The organism is Shewanella sp. FJAT-51649, assembly GCF_019457435.1.
In the GTDB taxonomy this organism is placed as follows: Bacteria; Pseudomonadota; Gammaproteobacteria; order Enterobacterales; family Shewanellaceae; genus Shewanella; species Shewanella mangrovisoli.
Genome location: NZ_CP080411.1, coordinates 4119489 through 4134481, shown reverse-complemented (window position 1 = coordinate 4134481; position 14993 = coordinate 4119489). Strand labels below are relative to the sequence as shown.

Below are 14993 nucleotides of genomic sequence, written 5' to 3'. Positions count from 1 at the left end.
AAAATGAATTTTTATGAATAATTTCAAGCGAATCCAGTTTAAACACCTGTGGCTATGGCTGCTATTTATCAGCGTGGCCTTCCCCTTAAGGGCGGTTGAAGCGCCGCTGTGGCCTGAGTCGGCCGATTTACCCTTAAGTCCGCGAGTACACACAGGCACCCTGGCTAATGGGCTGCACTATCTGTTGGTAAACAACAAAACTCCTGAACAGGCGGTTATCGTCCGTATGCGGGTGGATGTGGGATCTGTGGTGGAAACGGATGCCGAGCAAGGTCTAGTGCATTTTTTAGAGCATATGGCATTTAATGGCTCTACCGGACTCGCGGCGGGGGAGATGATCCCAACCTTACAACGCTTAGGCTTAAGTTTTGGGGCCGATACCAATGCGGTGACTGAATTCCAGCAGACGGTTTATCAGTTTAATTTACCGAGCAATAACCAAGATAAAGTCGATACCGCTTTGTTTTTAATGCGCGAAATTGCCAGTAACCTGTTGCTGGATCCCGCCCTTATCGAGCGTGAAAAGGCGGTGGTATTGTCTGAACTGCGTGAGCGCAGTAGCGCCGATTTAGAAAACTATCGCCACCAGTTAACCTTTTTAATGCCGCAAACCTTGCTGTCGCAGCGCTTTCCTGTGGGAGAGGCGACGAGCATTCAAAATGCGAATCGTGACAAGTTATTGTCTCTCTATCAGCGTTTTTATACGCCATCCCGCACCAGCTTAATTGTGGTGGGGGATATAGATGTTGATCGTATCGAGCACAAGATCAAACAGCAATTTACCGACTGGCAAGCCGCGCCGCAGGCTGTTGGGGTGAAGGCACAATCCATAGGCACGGTACAGGCTAAAACCACTGTTGAGGCGGCGGCATTTTTTGACCCAAGCCTGCAAACCTCGGTTTCCCTCGGGCTGTTAAAACCGCAAACCCCTAAGCCAGATACGATTGCGCTGCGTGAGCAGGAGATTTTATTAGAGGTTGCCCATGGTATTTTGTATCGCCGCCTAGAATCACAGTTGCTACACAGCCAAGGCTTATACGGCGTAAGCTTACAAATCGGCCCGCAATACGATATTGCCTACGGCACGCAAATGACCTTGGGGACGCAGGAAAACAACTGGCAGCAAGGACTTGCACTATTAGAGCAAACCCTGCGTCAGGCGCTGGAATTTGGTTTTAGCCAACAGGAAATTGACCAGCAACTTAAACGAATGCACAAGGGTTATCAGCTCAGTGCCGCTGGCAGTAACACAATCCACAGTGTCAATATTGCCGAAAGCCTAGTGAATACGGTGGCGAGCCGACGTGTGCCAGTGGAACCCGCATGGCAATTGGCGCTGTTTGAAAAGCTGATGCCAAGCATCACGCCGCAAAAACTGCAGCAGTTGTTTAAACAGGCTTGGGAAGGGACACCTTATCTGTATCTCACCAATAACAAACCCATTGAAAATGTTGAAAAACAACTCTTAGTCGCCTACAGCTCGAGCCAAAAGCAAGCCGTAAAAGCGCCCGAAACCAAGAGCATTGCGGAGTTTGCCTATAGCCAATTTGGTGAGCCGGGGCAGATTGTTGCCGATCAGCGCGATGTCGCAACTGGGATCCGTAAGCTAGAGTTTGCTAACGGTGTGCGCCTCAATGTAAAACCTACCCCCTTTAATCAGGGGATGACGTTGGTGAGTCTCAATATCGGCTTTGGCGAGGTGCCATTCCCTGAGCTAGATGGTTTGTCTTACCTGTTTAATAGCGCCTTTGTGCAGGGGGGGTTAGGGCTGCACGATTGGGACAGTTTGCAGGATATTTTTGCTGGTCAAGATATCTCGGTGGGCTTGAGTCTGCGTGAACAGAGTTTTGGCGGCGAGATCAGCACCAATGCTGCCGAACTTCGCACCCAATTAGGCGTGCTAACGGCTTACCTAGTCGATCCCGGGATGGATCAACAGGCCGAGCAGTTATTCCGTGAGCAAGTGATAGCCGAGCAGCAGAGCATTCATAGCAATCCGCAACTGGAGTTTTCGAATCAGTTTGCCCGTATTGCCCATAATGGCGACAAACGTTATGGCTACGGTAATCCAGGTGAAATCCTCAAGCGGCAGTTTGCTGAACTCGCGCCTAGCTTCCATTCTGCCGTTCAGCAGGGGGCGCTTGAACTGGCGATTGTTGGGGATTTTGATGAAGACAAAGCGATTGCCGAGGTTGCACAAACCCTAGGAGCCATTGCGCGACAGCCGATCCCTAAGGGGCAGACTATCGTACCTGTGTTTCCTAAAGTGCCAGCACAAATGAGCCTGACCCATTATGGTCAAGTCGATATGGCGGCACTCGCGCAGGTATGGCCGACGACGGATATGAGCAATCCCCGTGAGCTGGTGGGTTTAGGTTTACTCGAGCAGGTACTAAACATCCTACTCACTGAAAATGTTCGCGAAAAAGTCGGTGCGAGTTATTCACCCTCGGCATTTTCATACAGTGACTTAAACCCAACGGGTTATGGTTATCTTGGCTTATTTAGCGTGACAACTAAGGCTATGTTGCCTGAAGTGGCTAAGTATTACGCCGCCGCAGTTAAGCAAGTCAAAACGCCTTCGGGGATCAGTGAGGATTTACTCAATCGCGCCCGCCAACCTGTGTTGGAGTGGATGCATATAGCGCCGCAAAGTAATAACTTTTGGTTAGATTTGGCTTCAACCGCCCAAAGCCAACCGGAGCGTTTTGCTGGCTTTAACCAACGATTGGCACTGGTACAGCAAATAACCCCCGCCGAGTTAAGCCAATTGGCGCAGAAATACCTCAAAGATGATAAGCGTTTAACCATCGAAACCTTACCTGCACCCATCACGGCTCAGTGAGCGATTAAACCATAATCCCTCTGAAGATCTCCCTCCTGTGATACTCGTGTCACAGGAGGTTTGGTTTTATTGATCATTGCAATACCACTCGGTCGCAATTGGAAATCGCTGTTGTCGAAAATGCCACTCACGTTTAAGCCGCGCTCATATTAGGCTAAACGCAACTTTTTGCAGGGTGTTCATGTCATGTTTCGATATCTTTTATGTTGCTTTGGTTTAGTCCTAATGTACCCGACAGGGATAGATATGTACTTGGTGGGATTGCCACAAATCGCCAATCAACTTGGGGCAACTGAGGCGCAGCTGCACATTGCGTTTTCTGTGTATCTTGCGGGCATGGCGACGACTATGCTGTTTGCGGGCAGTTTAGCAGATAGGATTGGGCGTAAACCTATCACGCTCTTTGGTGCCTTACTGTTTGCGTTAGCCTCCTATTTTGCGGCGCGCTCGCAAAGCAGTGACCTGTTTTTAGTCGCTCGCTTTGTGCAAGGAGTCGGGGCGGGGTGTTGTTATGTTGTCGCGTTTGCGATTTTGCGTGATGTCTTAGACGATAAGCGCCGCGCTAAAGTGCTCTCAATGGTGAATGGCGTGACCTGCATTATCCCTGTGATCGCGCCTGTAATTGGGCATTTGATCATGCTTAGGTTTCCATGGCCGAGTTTGTTTTACACTATGGCGGTAATGGGATTGCTGGTGTTTGGACTATGTCTGTTCGTCTTGCGTGAGACTTATTCTAAAGCGTCATTTCACAGTCAAACTTTGCCTAGAGTACAAACTGAATCCTTTAAACAAGGCTTTTTTATCAGCCGCGTGGTCATAACGACCTTAGGCGTAACCACGATTTTAAGCTATGTGAATGTGTCTCCCATGCTGATTATGGGGCAGATGGGGTTTGACCGAGGTCAATATTCCAACACTATGGCGATGACTGCATTGGTAAGTATGCTGGCCTCATTTTCGACGCCCTTTTTGCTTAACCAGTTTAAAGAAAAATCGCTAATTTTGTTCTCTCAGACATTATTTGCCGCAGCAGCGCTGGTATTCATCTTGACCCAATTGGGCTGGTTGGGTCAGTTATTCAATCTGCTCGGTTTTGGTTTGGTATGTTCAGGGTTTGCGATTGGATTTGGGGTGACCATGAGTCAGGCGCTCAGTCCATTTGTGGCGCGGGCAGGGGTGGCTAGCTCATTACTGGGGATAGCCCAAGTCTGTACTTCGGCCTTGTATATTTGGGTGATGGGGCTGCTCGAAGTGAGTGCGATTAATATATTATTAGCTATCCTCGCCGTTGGAGCGCTGATAAGTATCACGCTAATGTTAGCTGTGCCTAAATTGTCGGAAATGGTAGCGAATGAGCAAATCCCTGAGTCGGCTTGACCTCAATCTGTTGTTTACTTTTCAGTTGTTATCGCAGGAGCGGAGCGTATCTAAGGCCGCCAAAAAGCTCAATGTGACGCCATCGACCGTGAGTAAATCGTTGGCGAAGTTGCGCGATTGGTTTGACGATCCGTTATTCATTAAAACGCCTCAAGGATTGCAGCTCACACCATTAGCCCAAAGCATGGAGCAGGACTTAGCCGATTGGTTGCAAATGGGCAAACAGCTCATGGGTAAGCGCGGGGATGATATGGCGAAAGGGCTCAGCTTCGAGCTGATGCTTGAGTCTCCTTTGTCGCTCATTATGCTTAATCAGTTAACGCAGGCCATTTACCTGCACTACCCAGATGCAAAAGTGAAGGTGCGTAATTGGGATTATGATTCACTCGAGGCCATCATTCGCGGTGAGGCCGATATGGGGTTTACCGGTCGAGAGAGTCATCCCCGCTCGAAGGAATCCCTTGATTTATTGCCTTATTTTATTGATTTTGAGGTTTTATTTACCGATCTCCCTCGGGTGTACTTACGCCGCGATCATCCCGCTTTACAAGAAGAGTGGAACATAGATACTTTTCTTAAATATCCGCATATCAATATCTTGTGGGAAAAGAGTGAAACCTGGGCCTTGGATGATGTACTTATCGAACTTGGGTTAACTCGCAATATAGTGCTGACCTTAGCCAGTTTTGAGCAGTCACTGTTTGTCGCGGCAGAGCCTCACCACAGCATGATGGCGGTAGCGCCGCAATATTGTGAGCAATATGCTCGTCAATTACACCCTGATTTAGTGAGTCGCCCGATCCCGATAAGTGGCGAATATCTTGATAAACTCGCCATTCCTTTTACCTTAATTTGGCATAAGAGAAACAGCCATAACCCCAAAATCACTTGGCTGCGAAACAGGATAAAAGCCATTTTTCAGCCACAGACGCAGAATTAAAGCTGATATTTACCGTGTTTACTTTATTGAGCAATGTCTAACTGCTGGCACAAAGGTTGTTTGGAGAGCATTAATTGTTGGTGCCGCTGACGGGGATAAATTCTATCTCGGTATGCTGCAGGCGTTTATAGATATCAATATCGAAAGTTCGCCGACGGCCCTGATTGTCGGTTAAATATTGCTCAGTAGTGGCTAGTATCACAGCATATTCAATTCACATGCTTAAACAACATAGGCTCATCAGACGATACCGCCTTTGTCTTCAATCTTATTTGTATCAATTAAACGCCTAAAAAATGTGATTTGTATCAACTTTGGCGTTGTTGCTGAAATGTTTGTTAAGTTATTGAGTTTGTGAAATATTTGTTTTTGTTTTGAGTGGAAATTGCCATTGTTGTCATTGTATAACTGCGTAGACTGAACTGAATTTTTTGTCTGCTAATGAGGGATACGATGCTTAACAATCAACTAAAAGGATTCGCGGTTTTGACTTTCGCCTGTTTGGGCGTGACCGCTTGTGGTGGCTCCGATAATAAAAAGGATGAGGACACCTCGAAGACCGATACCTATGTGCAATTTTACAATGCTTCGGCTGGAAGTACGGCTACCGCACTGAAGATTGGTGATAAAACCTATGAGAGCGTGAACTACGCCGATACGATGCCAAGGTTCACTTCAACGCCTGGCGTCAGTGCCGTCGAGGTGATGGGTAAAGATGCATCGAACAAGGATATCTCGCTCTACAAAGAGGACATCGATTTAAAAACAGCGACAGACCATTTCTTTGTCTTACATGGGGATTTTGCCTCGCCATCGCTGCTGAATATCAATTACTCCCGCACTGAGTTAGATAAGCAAAACGCCGAAGCGGACAAGAGTAAAATGCAGTTATTGATCGCCCATACGGCGATGAATGCGCCTGCTTACGATGCCTATATTGCTAAAGCTGACCAAAGCTTTGCCGATGCGGTGATGCTTGGCAGTGTCTCCTACGGTGAGGTCTCAACACCGCAGATTTTGGATACTGGGGATTACAAGGTTTACCTCGCACCAGCGGGAACCACTAATGTGAGCTACACCACGGCAAGCATTAACTTTAAGACTAAGGTGCCCTATAAGTTGATTTTACGGGAAAGCTTTGGCGCTTCGGATGCCAAAATCAGCTTAGATAGCGTCGATTCGACCACCAATGTGCGTAATCATGTCGCCCTCGAAAGCAGCGTCGATTTTAGGGTATTCAATGGCTTGGCAACGCACAATGTCGATGTCAAAGTCGTGAGTAATAAACAAGAAGCGCTATTTAGCAATGTGGCTCCCTTTGGCGTGACTGCTTATCAAGGCGCTGAGTTTAATGACTTTGGCGTGAGCGTATTTGACCATACTAGCCAAGCCAAATTGCTCGACAATGTGTTGATCACCCTTAATCAGGACGATATCAAAACCATCTTCATCTACGAGCAAACTACCGAAGAAGGTAGCCAAGTGAAGGCGATGGAGATGAAACAAACGCAAACGCCGAGTCCCTACAGCTTTAAGTTTGATATCGTCAGTTTTGCCGACAAGAGTAACCTGACGCTGTACTTCTTAAAGGCGAACGACACCATCGAAACTGCAAGCTATAAGATCAGTGCGGTTAACCCTACGGCGCCGCAGTCGTTAGTGGTGCCAAAAGGTGAGTATTCCATCAAGGTGATCGCGGTGGAAAATGGCACTAAAACCGTGGTTTATGCATCAGAGATGATGGATTTTAATAACGAAGATAATGTCACTATGGTACTGAATAAGGACGCTTCAACCAGCTTTGGCTATAACCTCGTTAAGCTTTAATCGCTTAGGCTGGGTTCAATAGATTGGGCAATAAAAAAGCACTACCAAGGTAGTGCTTTTTCGTATTATGCGGCGTTATTCCGACAGTTTTAACTCTTGGCCAGGCTTAATAATGCTCTTGGCATTCAGCTGGTTCCATTTCATTAAATCCGCGAGTTTCACTTTGTTTTTACGCGCGATTTTATCTAACGAGTCACCGGACTTCACCTTGTAAGTGCTGGCTTTCGCCGCTGGCTTGTCAGCGGTTTTACTGCTGGTTTTAGCCTTTGCCGCTTGAGACGTTGTTTGAGCTTTGCTCTGCTTTGGCGTCTCGGTCGAGGTGTTATCTTCGCTGCTCATCGGCGTTAGCAGGGTCAACTCTTGACCGATTTTAATTCTATCGGAGCTGAGGTTGTTTGCCTGTTTTAACTCTTTGACTGAAATGTCAAATTTCGCGGCAATTGTGCCTAGGCTATCACCGGATTTCACAATATAGCTCTGGCTGTCGTAACGTTTCTGCGCGGACAGCTGGTGCTGATTCTCTTGATATTGGCCGATGTTTTCAATCGGTAGGGCGATTTGGTATTTGCCCTTACTTGGGATCACGCTTTGACGATAACCTGGGTTATAGGTTTTAAACTCCGCCTTAGTGAGCCCTGCAGCATTGGCGATTTGGCTTATTTCAACGCCATTGGGAGCAGGTAAACGCTCTAAAAATGGGCGGTTGGCAATCGGCATCACCTTGAGATTGTAATGGCTAGGTGCGCGGATAATTTGAATAAAGGCGAGCCACTTAGGCACGGTTTGTACTTGGCGCGCTGGAATATTCAGCGACCAGAAATCCGTGGGTTTGCCCTTAGCTTTGTTTCTATCGATAGCGGCTTTGATCACTAGCTCGCCACTGTTATAACCTGCAACGGCGTTGATCCAGTCGTTACCTAAGGTGTCGTGCAAGTGCTGCAAATAGTCGAGCACGGCATCGGTCGAGGCCAGTGCATCTTTACGGCCATCGTAGGCCGAGTTGATGGTGAGGCCAAAATTACGTCCCGTCGCAGGGATCATTTGCCAGAGTCCGGCGGGGCCATTTGCTTGAGCGAGCGGGTTATAACCACTCTCAACAATTGGCAGGAGTGCCAGTTCGAGCGGCATGTTGCGGGCTTCGAGTTGGCTGACAATATAATATAAAAATGGCTCGGCGCGCTGGGTCACCTGAGTCATAAACTTTTGCTTATCATCGAAAAAGTTACGCTGCTTGCGGACTTCGGCATCGTCATGCACATCAATAGTGCGGGCGTGTTGGATTTTTTCCCACACATCGGTATAGCGCTCGTCGATAACGTCCGTTTCAACATGCTGAGGTTGTGCTGTGTGTTCGCTATTGCCTTCGGCTTCTGGCAAGGCTGCGGCGTATTCCGTAGGCGAAGTTTGCGCCGACGTGGTTGCACAGCCACTGAGCTGGCCCATCAAGATGGCGACCACGAGCGCAGCTAAGGCATGGGGTTGGCGAAAGGTTTTCCGCATGATTGTCCTGTAATCTGTGATGACTTGGTATTCCATGATTTGGCACATGCTAATCTGTTTTCGCATTTGTGAATAGCTTTGCTGGAAATTTGACCACTTAGGTCACATTTAGATTTAGCCTCAAATGGGCTAAGATAGCGGTGATTTTTCATAGCAGTGGGTTACAGAGTGCAGACGTTAGCGCAGTTAAAAGCGGGACAATTACAAGGGATTACTCGTTTACAATTGGTTGAGAACTTAACCGAATTTCCGCGGGAGATCTTCGACTTAGCCGATACGCTCGAGATCCTCGACTTATCCAATAACCAGCTCAGTTCACTGCCCGAAGATTTACCTCGCTTAACCCATTTGAAGATTTTGTTTGCTTCGAATAACCGCTTTGAAGTGCTGCCAGAGGTGTTAGGCCAGTGTCCGAAACTGGAGATGATAGGCTTTAAAGCCAATCAAATTCATTCGGTACCTGAGGCGTCATTGCCCTTGCATACCCGTTGGTTGATCTTAACGGATAACCAAATTACCGCCTTACCGGAGCGTATGGGGCAGTTGTATCGTCTGCAAAAATTAGCCTTAGCGGGCAATCGCTTAACCTCGCTGCCTGCATCCATGGCCCAATGCCATAACTTAGAGTTAGTGCGTTTATCGGCAAATGCCTTAGCCGCGCTGCCGAGTTGGTTGCTTAAGCTCCCCAAACTTACTTGGCTGGCGTTTGCGGGTAATCCCTTTAGCCATACGCTGGTCGATCCCCATGCCGATGTGGCCAGTGTGCCCAATGTGACACTAGCGGACATTGAACTCGGAGAAAAACTCGGTGAAGGTGCCTCCGGTATTATTTACCAAGGACGTTGGTTAAATCCTGCAATGGTTGCCGCAACTGGGTGTGAGCAGATCGCGGTGAAGTTATTTAAGGGTGAGGTGACCAGTGACGGTTATCCTGCCGACGAATTGGATTGTTGTTTAACCACGGGGGAGCACCCAAATCTTATCAAAGTATTAGCACACATCAGCCAACAGGATCAGCTAGGGCTAGTGATGGCGTTAATTCCCCAAGGATTTTATAACTTAGGCTTACCGCCCTCCCTCGAATCCTGCACCCGCGATACCTTTAAGGCGGGGACCGAATTCAGCCTTAAGGACATAGTTAAGATAGCCTTGCAGTTGGCCGAGACTCTCGCGCATATGCACGCCCAGCATATCAGTCATGGGGATGTGTATGCGCACAATATGATGATTAATCAACAAATGTCACTGCTGTTCGGTGACTTCGGCGCCGCCTCAAACTTAGCAAAATTATCTACATCGGAACGGGATGCCATGCAGGCCATTGAGGTGCGGGCGCTGGGCTGCTTGATTGATGATTTATTGCCCTTTGCCGGTGCTGATAGAGCTGACGCGCTGCGAGCTCAATTGCAGCAGTTAACTGATTTATGTATGCAACCTGAGTTATCTTGCCGTCCAGCTTTTAGCGATATCGCGAAGTTATTAGCCAGATTGTGGCAAGCTCAAGCATGCGAAGTGTAGGAAAACTCAAGGGGTGGTTCCATTGGTGAAAACCGATGTAGAGACATTACAGCAAGAGCGATGGTATCTCATCAGCAATGGAGAGCTGGCATTATGAGTTCGATTTCAAAACTGTTTTGGCTAAGCCTATGCTTAAGCGCGTTGCTCTCTGTATCCGTTTGGTTGGGATTTGGGGATAAGTTATGGCAGCGGGAACTGCCCGTTGACCAAACTACGCCGCCCAACACCGCGCAGCGTTTCGAGTTTACTGGGACCTTACCCGCCCACACTCAGCTCGAATTAGTGGGTTATTACACTTCCTCCGTGTGTACCCGCAAAGAAATCCGTTTCCCGAGTGGTGATATTGCCAACCCCTATCGCGCTACGCTGAATAAGAGTTCGGTTCTGCGACAATCCCTCGATACGACCGATAATGCCAAACCTTTCAATCTGACGTTAGCCCTGCAAGGCGGTGGAGATTGCGACTGGCAGTTAGAGGATTTAGTCCTAGACCTTACCCTGCTGCCAAGTCATCCCATCTGGCAAAAGGTGAAGTCATTAAAAGATGACTATTTACATACGTCACCGCTATTAACATCGAGCGAACCCGCAACTAAAGCCTCACCCCATGATGGGTTTTATTTGAGTCAGGAACTGACTATCGAGCCCGTGCTTGCTGGCAGTGAGGAAGATACCTATCTGGTAGCGGCGTTGCCGCTTAGCCTCAATCCCGTGTATTCCCCTGTGGTGATTTACAGCCCCAAGACCGACAGCCCCTTTGAGGTAAAGCTTAAGAGTAATCTGCAATCGAGCAGCCGTTTATGGTCAAGCGCGGCGACACAAATGGTGCGTTTCGATAAGGAGGCCGTGCTGCGGGTGCAGTTTAATCCTGAAATTCTGCCAGATTATCAAGTGAATGTGTGGCGACAGCCCGAGCAGATCTCGGTTCATTATCCCGATGGCACTGAGTATCGTTATCCACGTGGGGATGTGCACCTCTATGCCTATGGTAAGCCTGAATCTATGCTCAATACCTTAAGTGCGAGCACCAAGGCTGAAGATAAGCGATTGTTAGCGCAAATTTATTGGGCAGGTCATGCGCTGGCGAAGGATGAAGAAAAAGCGCGCAAATTCTACCGAGAGGCGGCCGAGGGCGATGACTTGATTGCTATTCAGTGGATGCAATCACAAGCTGCCTATGCGGGCGAGGTTGAGCAGAGCCGTTATTGGCTACAACGCGCGGCAAGGCTTGGAAATATGGAAGCTAAACTGGAGCTTATTCGTCAACCACTTGAGGTTATCCTGCGTGGTAAATTGAATACAGCCGAAGCAAAAAGCGTGGAAGTTAAGGCTTGGGAACAATTAAATGTCTTAGTTGATCAAGGTGTGCCAGAGGCCATAAGTATGATGGCGTTGTACCAAGTATTACCTTGGTCGCCCTACCATGATGCAACGGCGGCATTAGCCAATTACCGTTTGAGTGTGCAAGCTGACCCCGCTTTGGCCCATAGCGCCGCCAGTGATTACTATTATTGGCTCGAGGATTTTGCACAAAGCCAAGAGTTTTGGCAGATTGCCGCCGAGCGCGATCTCTATGTTGCCGCCGAGTATGCGGATATTCTGTTAAAACCCGATACGTGCGATGCGTACCAAGCGCGCATCTGGCTCGAAAAAGTGGTTTCGCAGGGTGATAAACAAGGCATGCAGCGGGGCGTGTTGGGTCGTGCCTATTTTCAGCTTGCGAGCCTACTCGATGAGGGCGAAGGGGGTAGCGTTGAGCCAGAGCGTGCCCTTGCGCTCTATCAGCACAGCATTGAACTGGCTAAATCCTTTACGAATGATTACGAAGCTAAGGCCAAGGCTAGAGTACAAGCGTTGGAAAAGCTTTGAGAGTCATGTCTGTTTTAGTGTTTGAACTTGGGATAGTCTAGCCCTATCAAAGCTTTGATTATCGTTTATCCCCATGTCCAGCTATGCCTGAAATGGCCGCTAACACGTGCAATCTAGACTACTTTGTTAGCGGCTGTATTCTGTTTTATCGATAGGACCCGATTAGGAGCCCGTTATGTCCGCATTACCCCATGATTACACGCATATTTATCTTGAACAGCCCGGCGAGCCTGAGGTGATGCAGCTGACACGCTCGCCATTGCCCGTACCGAGTGCAGGCCAAGTCTTAATTCGTAACCGCGCCGCCGGGGTGAATGGACCCGATATCAAACAAAGGATGGGAGTATATCCGCCACCACCTGGAGCATCTTTGATAATTGGACTAGAAGTCGCTGGGGAAATTTGTGCCTTAGGCGAGGGTGTGACCCAATGGCAATTAGGGGATAGGGTTTGCGCCTTAGTGCCCGGCGGTGGCTATGGCGAGTACAGCTTAACCTATGCCGAGCATTGTTTACCGATCCCACAGGGCTTTTCTGAGATGCAAGCGGCGGCGTTGCCCGAAACCTTTTTCACTGTGTGGGGCAACCTCTTTATGCGCGCGGGACTCAAGGCGGGTGAAACCGTGTTGATCCACGGTGGTTCGGGGGGCATCGGCAGCACGGCGATTTCCCTTGCCAAACATCTTGGTGCGACCGTGATTGCTACCACGGGACAAGATGCCAAGCGCGACTATTGTGCCGGATTAGGCGCCCATCTGGTAGTGAATTACAACACCCAGAACTTCGTGGAAGAAGTCATGGCCTTTACCCAAGGTAAGGGCGTCAACGTGGTGTTTGATATTGCTGGTGGCGACTTTATCAACTTGAATCTTCAAGCATTAGCGCTAGATGGTCGCATGGTGTCTGTATCGACCCAACGTAGCGGCAAGGCAGAGGTGAACATTCTGCAGTTGATGGCCAAACGTATTGTGTGGACGGGATCAACCCTAAGGCCGCAGAGCGTTGCGGCAAAAGCCGAAATCGCCAAGCAATTACGTGAGCGGGTTTGGCCTTTACTCGATAGCCAGCAAATCGTGCCGCATATCTGTGCCACCTTCCCACTGGCCGAGGCGGCCAAGGCCCATGCACTGATGCAGTCGGGAGAACATAGAGGCAAAGTCGTATTAACCTTGTGATCCCGCCTAGCTACATCTGTGTAAACGCACTCGCCTCAATCCTTTGATGGAGGCGGGCTGCCGAATTAAAACTTGCTGTGATGTTTTTTTAGACTAAAGTCGTTAATGACAAAATTTTTTAGAGACTTTGGCCGAAATTAATGCGTAATAAGTGAAAATTTCATGGTATGAGGCATTGATTATCGGAAATATTCTGTAAAAATACCCAGTTGAAAACGTCAGAGACTTTCCGGCGCGATTCGTGGATCAAAGCAAGCGACGCTTCGCTTATTCAGACTAAAAAACTCATAGTGTATGTGTTGATTTAAGGGTATTGGCATATATGTATAACACAGCAAAGAAACAGGTTTGGTATGGTGAGCTGAGAACATCGAAGGGCACCGCGATTGTCGTCCATGACAACCAGCTGCCAGAGGCTTCCCCTGGACGAATCTACCTCTACAATACCGAACGTGATGCTATTGTTGAGTATGTAGAAGACATCGTAAAAGTGAACCTACATGACTTAGATGATGCAGCGGTAAAAGCGGCTGAAGCTAAGTTTAGCGGCGCATGGAAAGCAGCTCGAGCTCAATTTATGGGCAAGCATCAAGCTCGTATCGATCTGAACAATGTGAAAGATTCAGGCCCTGTTCGTAAGGCTAAAGCCGAAGTTGAGCCTGAAATTGAAACCGATGCCATTGGCGCCGATTTTGATGAAGATTGGGGCGATGATTTCGACGATTAACACTGAGTTTGCCTAGGGCAAATTGAGTTAGGGTAAGGAATAAACCACTTTATTCCTTACCAGCTTTTCCTTCCTTTATTCGACAAACTTATCCCCAAACGCACTCATTTTAGCCTTCAATATCAAATTGATAGCGGCTGATATGATGGTAGATTTTCCCAGGTACTAACCAAGCGTCATCACCCAATTGGGGCTGATTCGGCGAGTCAGGCAATTTTTGCGGCTCAATACACACGCCTTGATACTGATCCAAGCTTTGTTGGTTTCGCCCTAGGGTTCCCGCTAAAAAGTTAGCGCAGTAGAGCTGCACGCCGGGCTGATTGGTAAAGACTGTCATGGCACGACCACTGACGGGGCTCGATAGGCAGCCAAAGCGGCGCAGCGCGCCATCGGGATTATCCAGCAGATAACAATGATCATAACCCTGGGTACTGGCCAGCGCCGGATCTTGGAGTTTGTCCCCAAGAGTAACGCCCTGAGTTAAATCGAAAATACTATTTTTAACCTCGGCAATCCCCGTAGGCACGCCCACCTCATTCATGGTGAGGTAGCGCGTAGCATCGATTTGCATCCGATGCTGATGATTATTCGCCAGACCATCTAGGTTGAAGTAGGAATGCTGCGTCAGACTGACGGGGCAAGGTTTATCCACCGAGGCGAGGATTTCCACATAGAGATTATTGGCGGCGAGGCGATAGTCTAACTGGACAGTGCAATTGCCGGGGAACCCCATGTCGCCATCTGGGCTGACTAACGATAAACGCACACCGTCGGGAAGTTGGCCTAAGTGCCAGTTTTTTCGATTAAAACCTTCGCGGCCACCGTGCAAGCAGTTACTGGCCTGATTGATATCCAGTTGATACTCTTGCCCTTGATATTGCAGCTTGCCCATCGCAATACGGTTGGCAAAGCGCCCAGCGATAGCGCCGAGGTGGGCGTTTTGAGTTAGATAATCTTCGGCACTGTCGCAGCCAAGCACGATATTGGCACGCTCTCCCTGTTTATCGGGCGTCCAAAGTGAGCGAATAATGCCACCTAAACTGAGCACTTCTAAGGCGATGATGCCATTGTCTATCCGCACACGTTCGATTTCACCGCCGCGGGGATCGGTCCAAGGATCTAGTACACTGAAACGCACCATTTAGCTTCCCTCTAATGTGATTTAACCGCTTGATTTTGCCTCTTAAAAACAACAAATACCATAGGATTCAAGGTT

The 14993-nt window shown here is 48.5% G+C and carries 11 protein-coding genes; 8 read left to right on the top strand and 3 right to left on the bottom strand.

The window, feature by feature from the left end:
- Positions 1 to 13: 13 nt before the first annotated feature.
- From K0H59_RS18095 to yidZ, 3 genes are all read left to right on the top strand, one after another.
- On the top strand, positions 14 to 2845 hold the full coding sequence (locus K0H59_RS18095) for a pitrilysin family protein (RefSeq protein WP_220053940.1): 2832 nt from the start codon (positions 14 to 16) through the stop codon (positions 2843 to 2845).
- A 186-nt stretch (positions 2846 to 3031) separates the two neighbouring features.
- Positions 3032 to 4222, top strand: a complete 1191-nt coding sequence (locus tag K0H59_RS18090) for an MFS transporter (RefSeq protein ID WP_220053939.1) — start codon at positions 3032 to 3034, stop codon at positions 4220 to 4222.
- Positions 4197 to 5162 carry an HTH-type transcriptional regulator YidZ gene (yidZ, locus tag K0H59_RS18085; protein WP_220053938.1) on the top strand — a complete coding sequence of 322 codons (966 nt, stop codon included), beginning with the start codon at positions 4197 to 4199 and terminating at the stop codon, positions 5160 to 5162. The genes K0H59_RS18090 and yidZ overlap by 26 nt, the downstream gene beginning before the upstream one ends.
- Positions 5163 to 5232: 70 nt before the next feature.
- Here yidZ and K0H59_RS21310 read toward each other — a convergent pair whose 3' ends face one another.
- Positions 5233 to 5364 carry a hypothetical protein gene (locus K0H59_RS21310; RefSeq protein ID WP_254915663.1) on the bottom strand — a complete coding sequence of 44 codons (132 nt, stop codon included), beginning with the start codon at positions 5362 to 5364 and terminating at the stop codon, positions 5233 to 5235.
- Between the two features lie 251 nt (positions 5365 to 5615).
- Between K0H59_RS21310 and K0H59_RS18080 the strand changes: the two genes are divergently transcribed.
- On the top strand, positions 5616 to 6989 hold the full coding sequence (locus tag K0H59_RS18080; RefSeq protein WP_220053937.1) for a DUF4397 domain-containing protein: 1374 nt from the start codon (positions 5616 to 5618) through the stop codon (positions 6987 to 6989).
- A 75-nt stretch (positions 6990 to 7064) separates the two neighbouring features.
- Here the strand turns inward: K0H59_RS18080 and K0H59_RS18075 are convergent, their stop codons facing one another.
- A complete protein-coding gene (locus K0H59_RS18075) occupies positions 7065 to 8489 on the bottom strand; it encodes a LysM peptidoglycan-binding domain-containing protein (RefSeq protein WP_220053936.1) in 1425 nt (474 codons plus the stop codon).
- 168 nt (positions 8490 to 8657) lie between these two features.
- On the opposite strand from K0H59_RS18075, the gene K0H59_RS18070 reads away from it, so the two are divergent.
- From K0H59_RS18070 to K0H59_RS18055, 4 genes are all read left to right on the top strand, one after another.
- Positions 8658 to 10007, top strand: coding sequence for a leucine-rich repeat-containing protein kinase family protein (locus K0H59_RS18070; protein WP_220053935.1), 1350 nt, complete (start codon positions 8658 to 8660; stop codon positions 10005 to 10007).
- 93 nt (positions 10008 to 10100) lie between these two features.
- The gene (locus K0H59_RS18065; RefSeq protein ID WP_220053934.1) at positions 10101 to 11876 is read left to right on the top strand and encodes a sel1 repeat family protein; all 1776 of its coding nucleotides are present in this window, start codon (positions 10101 to 10103) and stop codon (positions 11874 to 11876) included.
- A 175-nt stretch (positions 11877 to 12051) separates the two neighbouring features.
- Positions 12052 to 13050 carry an NAD(P)H-quinone oxidoreductase gene (locus K0H59_RS18060; RefSeq protein ID WP_220053933.1) on the top strand — a complete coding sequence of 333 codons (999 nt, stop codon included), beginning with the start codon at positions 12052 to 12054 and terminating at the stop codon, positions 13048 to 13050.
- A 322-nt stretch (positions 13051 to 13372) separates the two neighbouring features.
- Complete coding sequence (locus K0H59_RS18055) at positions 13373 to 13777, top strand: hypothetical protein (RefSeq protein WP_011718360.1); 405 nt, start codon at positions 13373 to 13375, stop codon at positions 13775 to 13777.
- A 109-nt stretch (positions 13778 to 13886) separates the two neighbouring features.
- Here K0H59_RS18055 and K0H59_RS18050 read toward each other — a convergent pair whose 3' ends face one another.
- Positions 13887 to 14918 (bottom strand): aldose epimerase family protein, encoded by a 1032-nt coding sequence (locus K0H59_RS18050; protein WP_220053932.1) that lies wholly within the window; start codon positions 14916 to 14918, stop codon positions 13887 to 13889.
- Positions 14919 to 14993 lie beyond the last annotated feature (75 nt).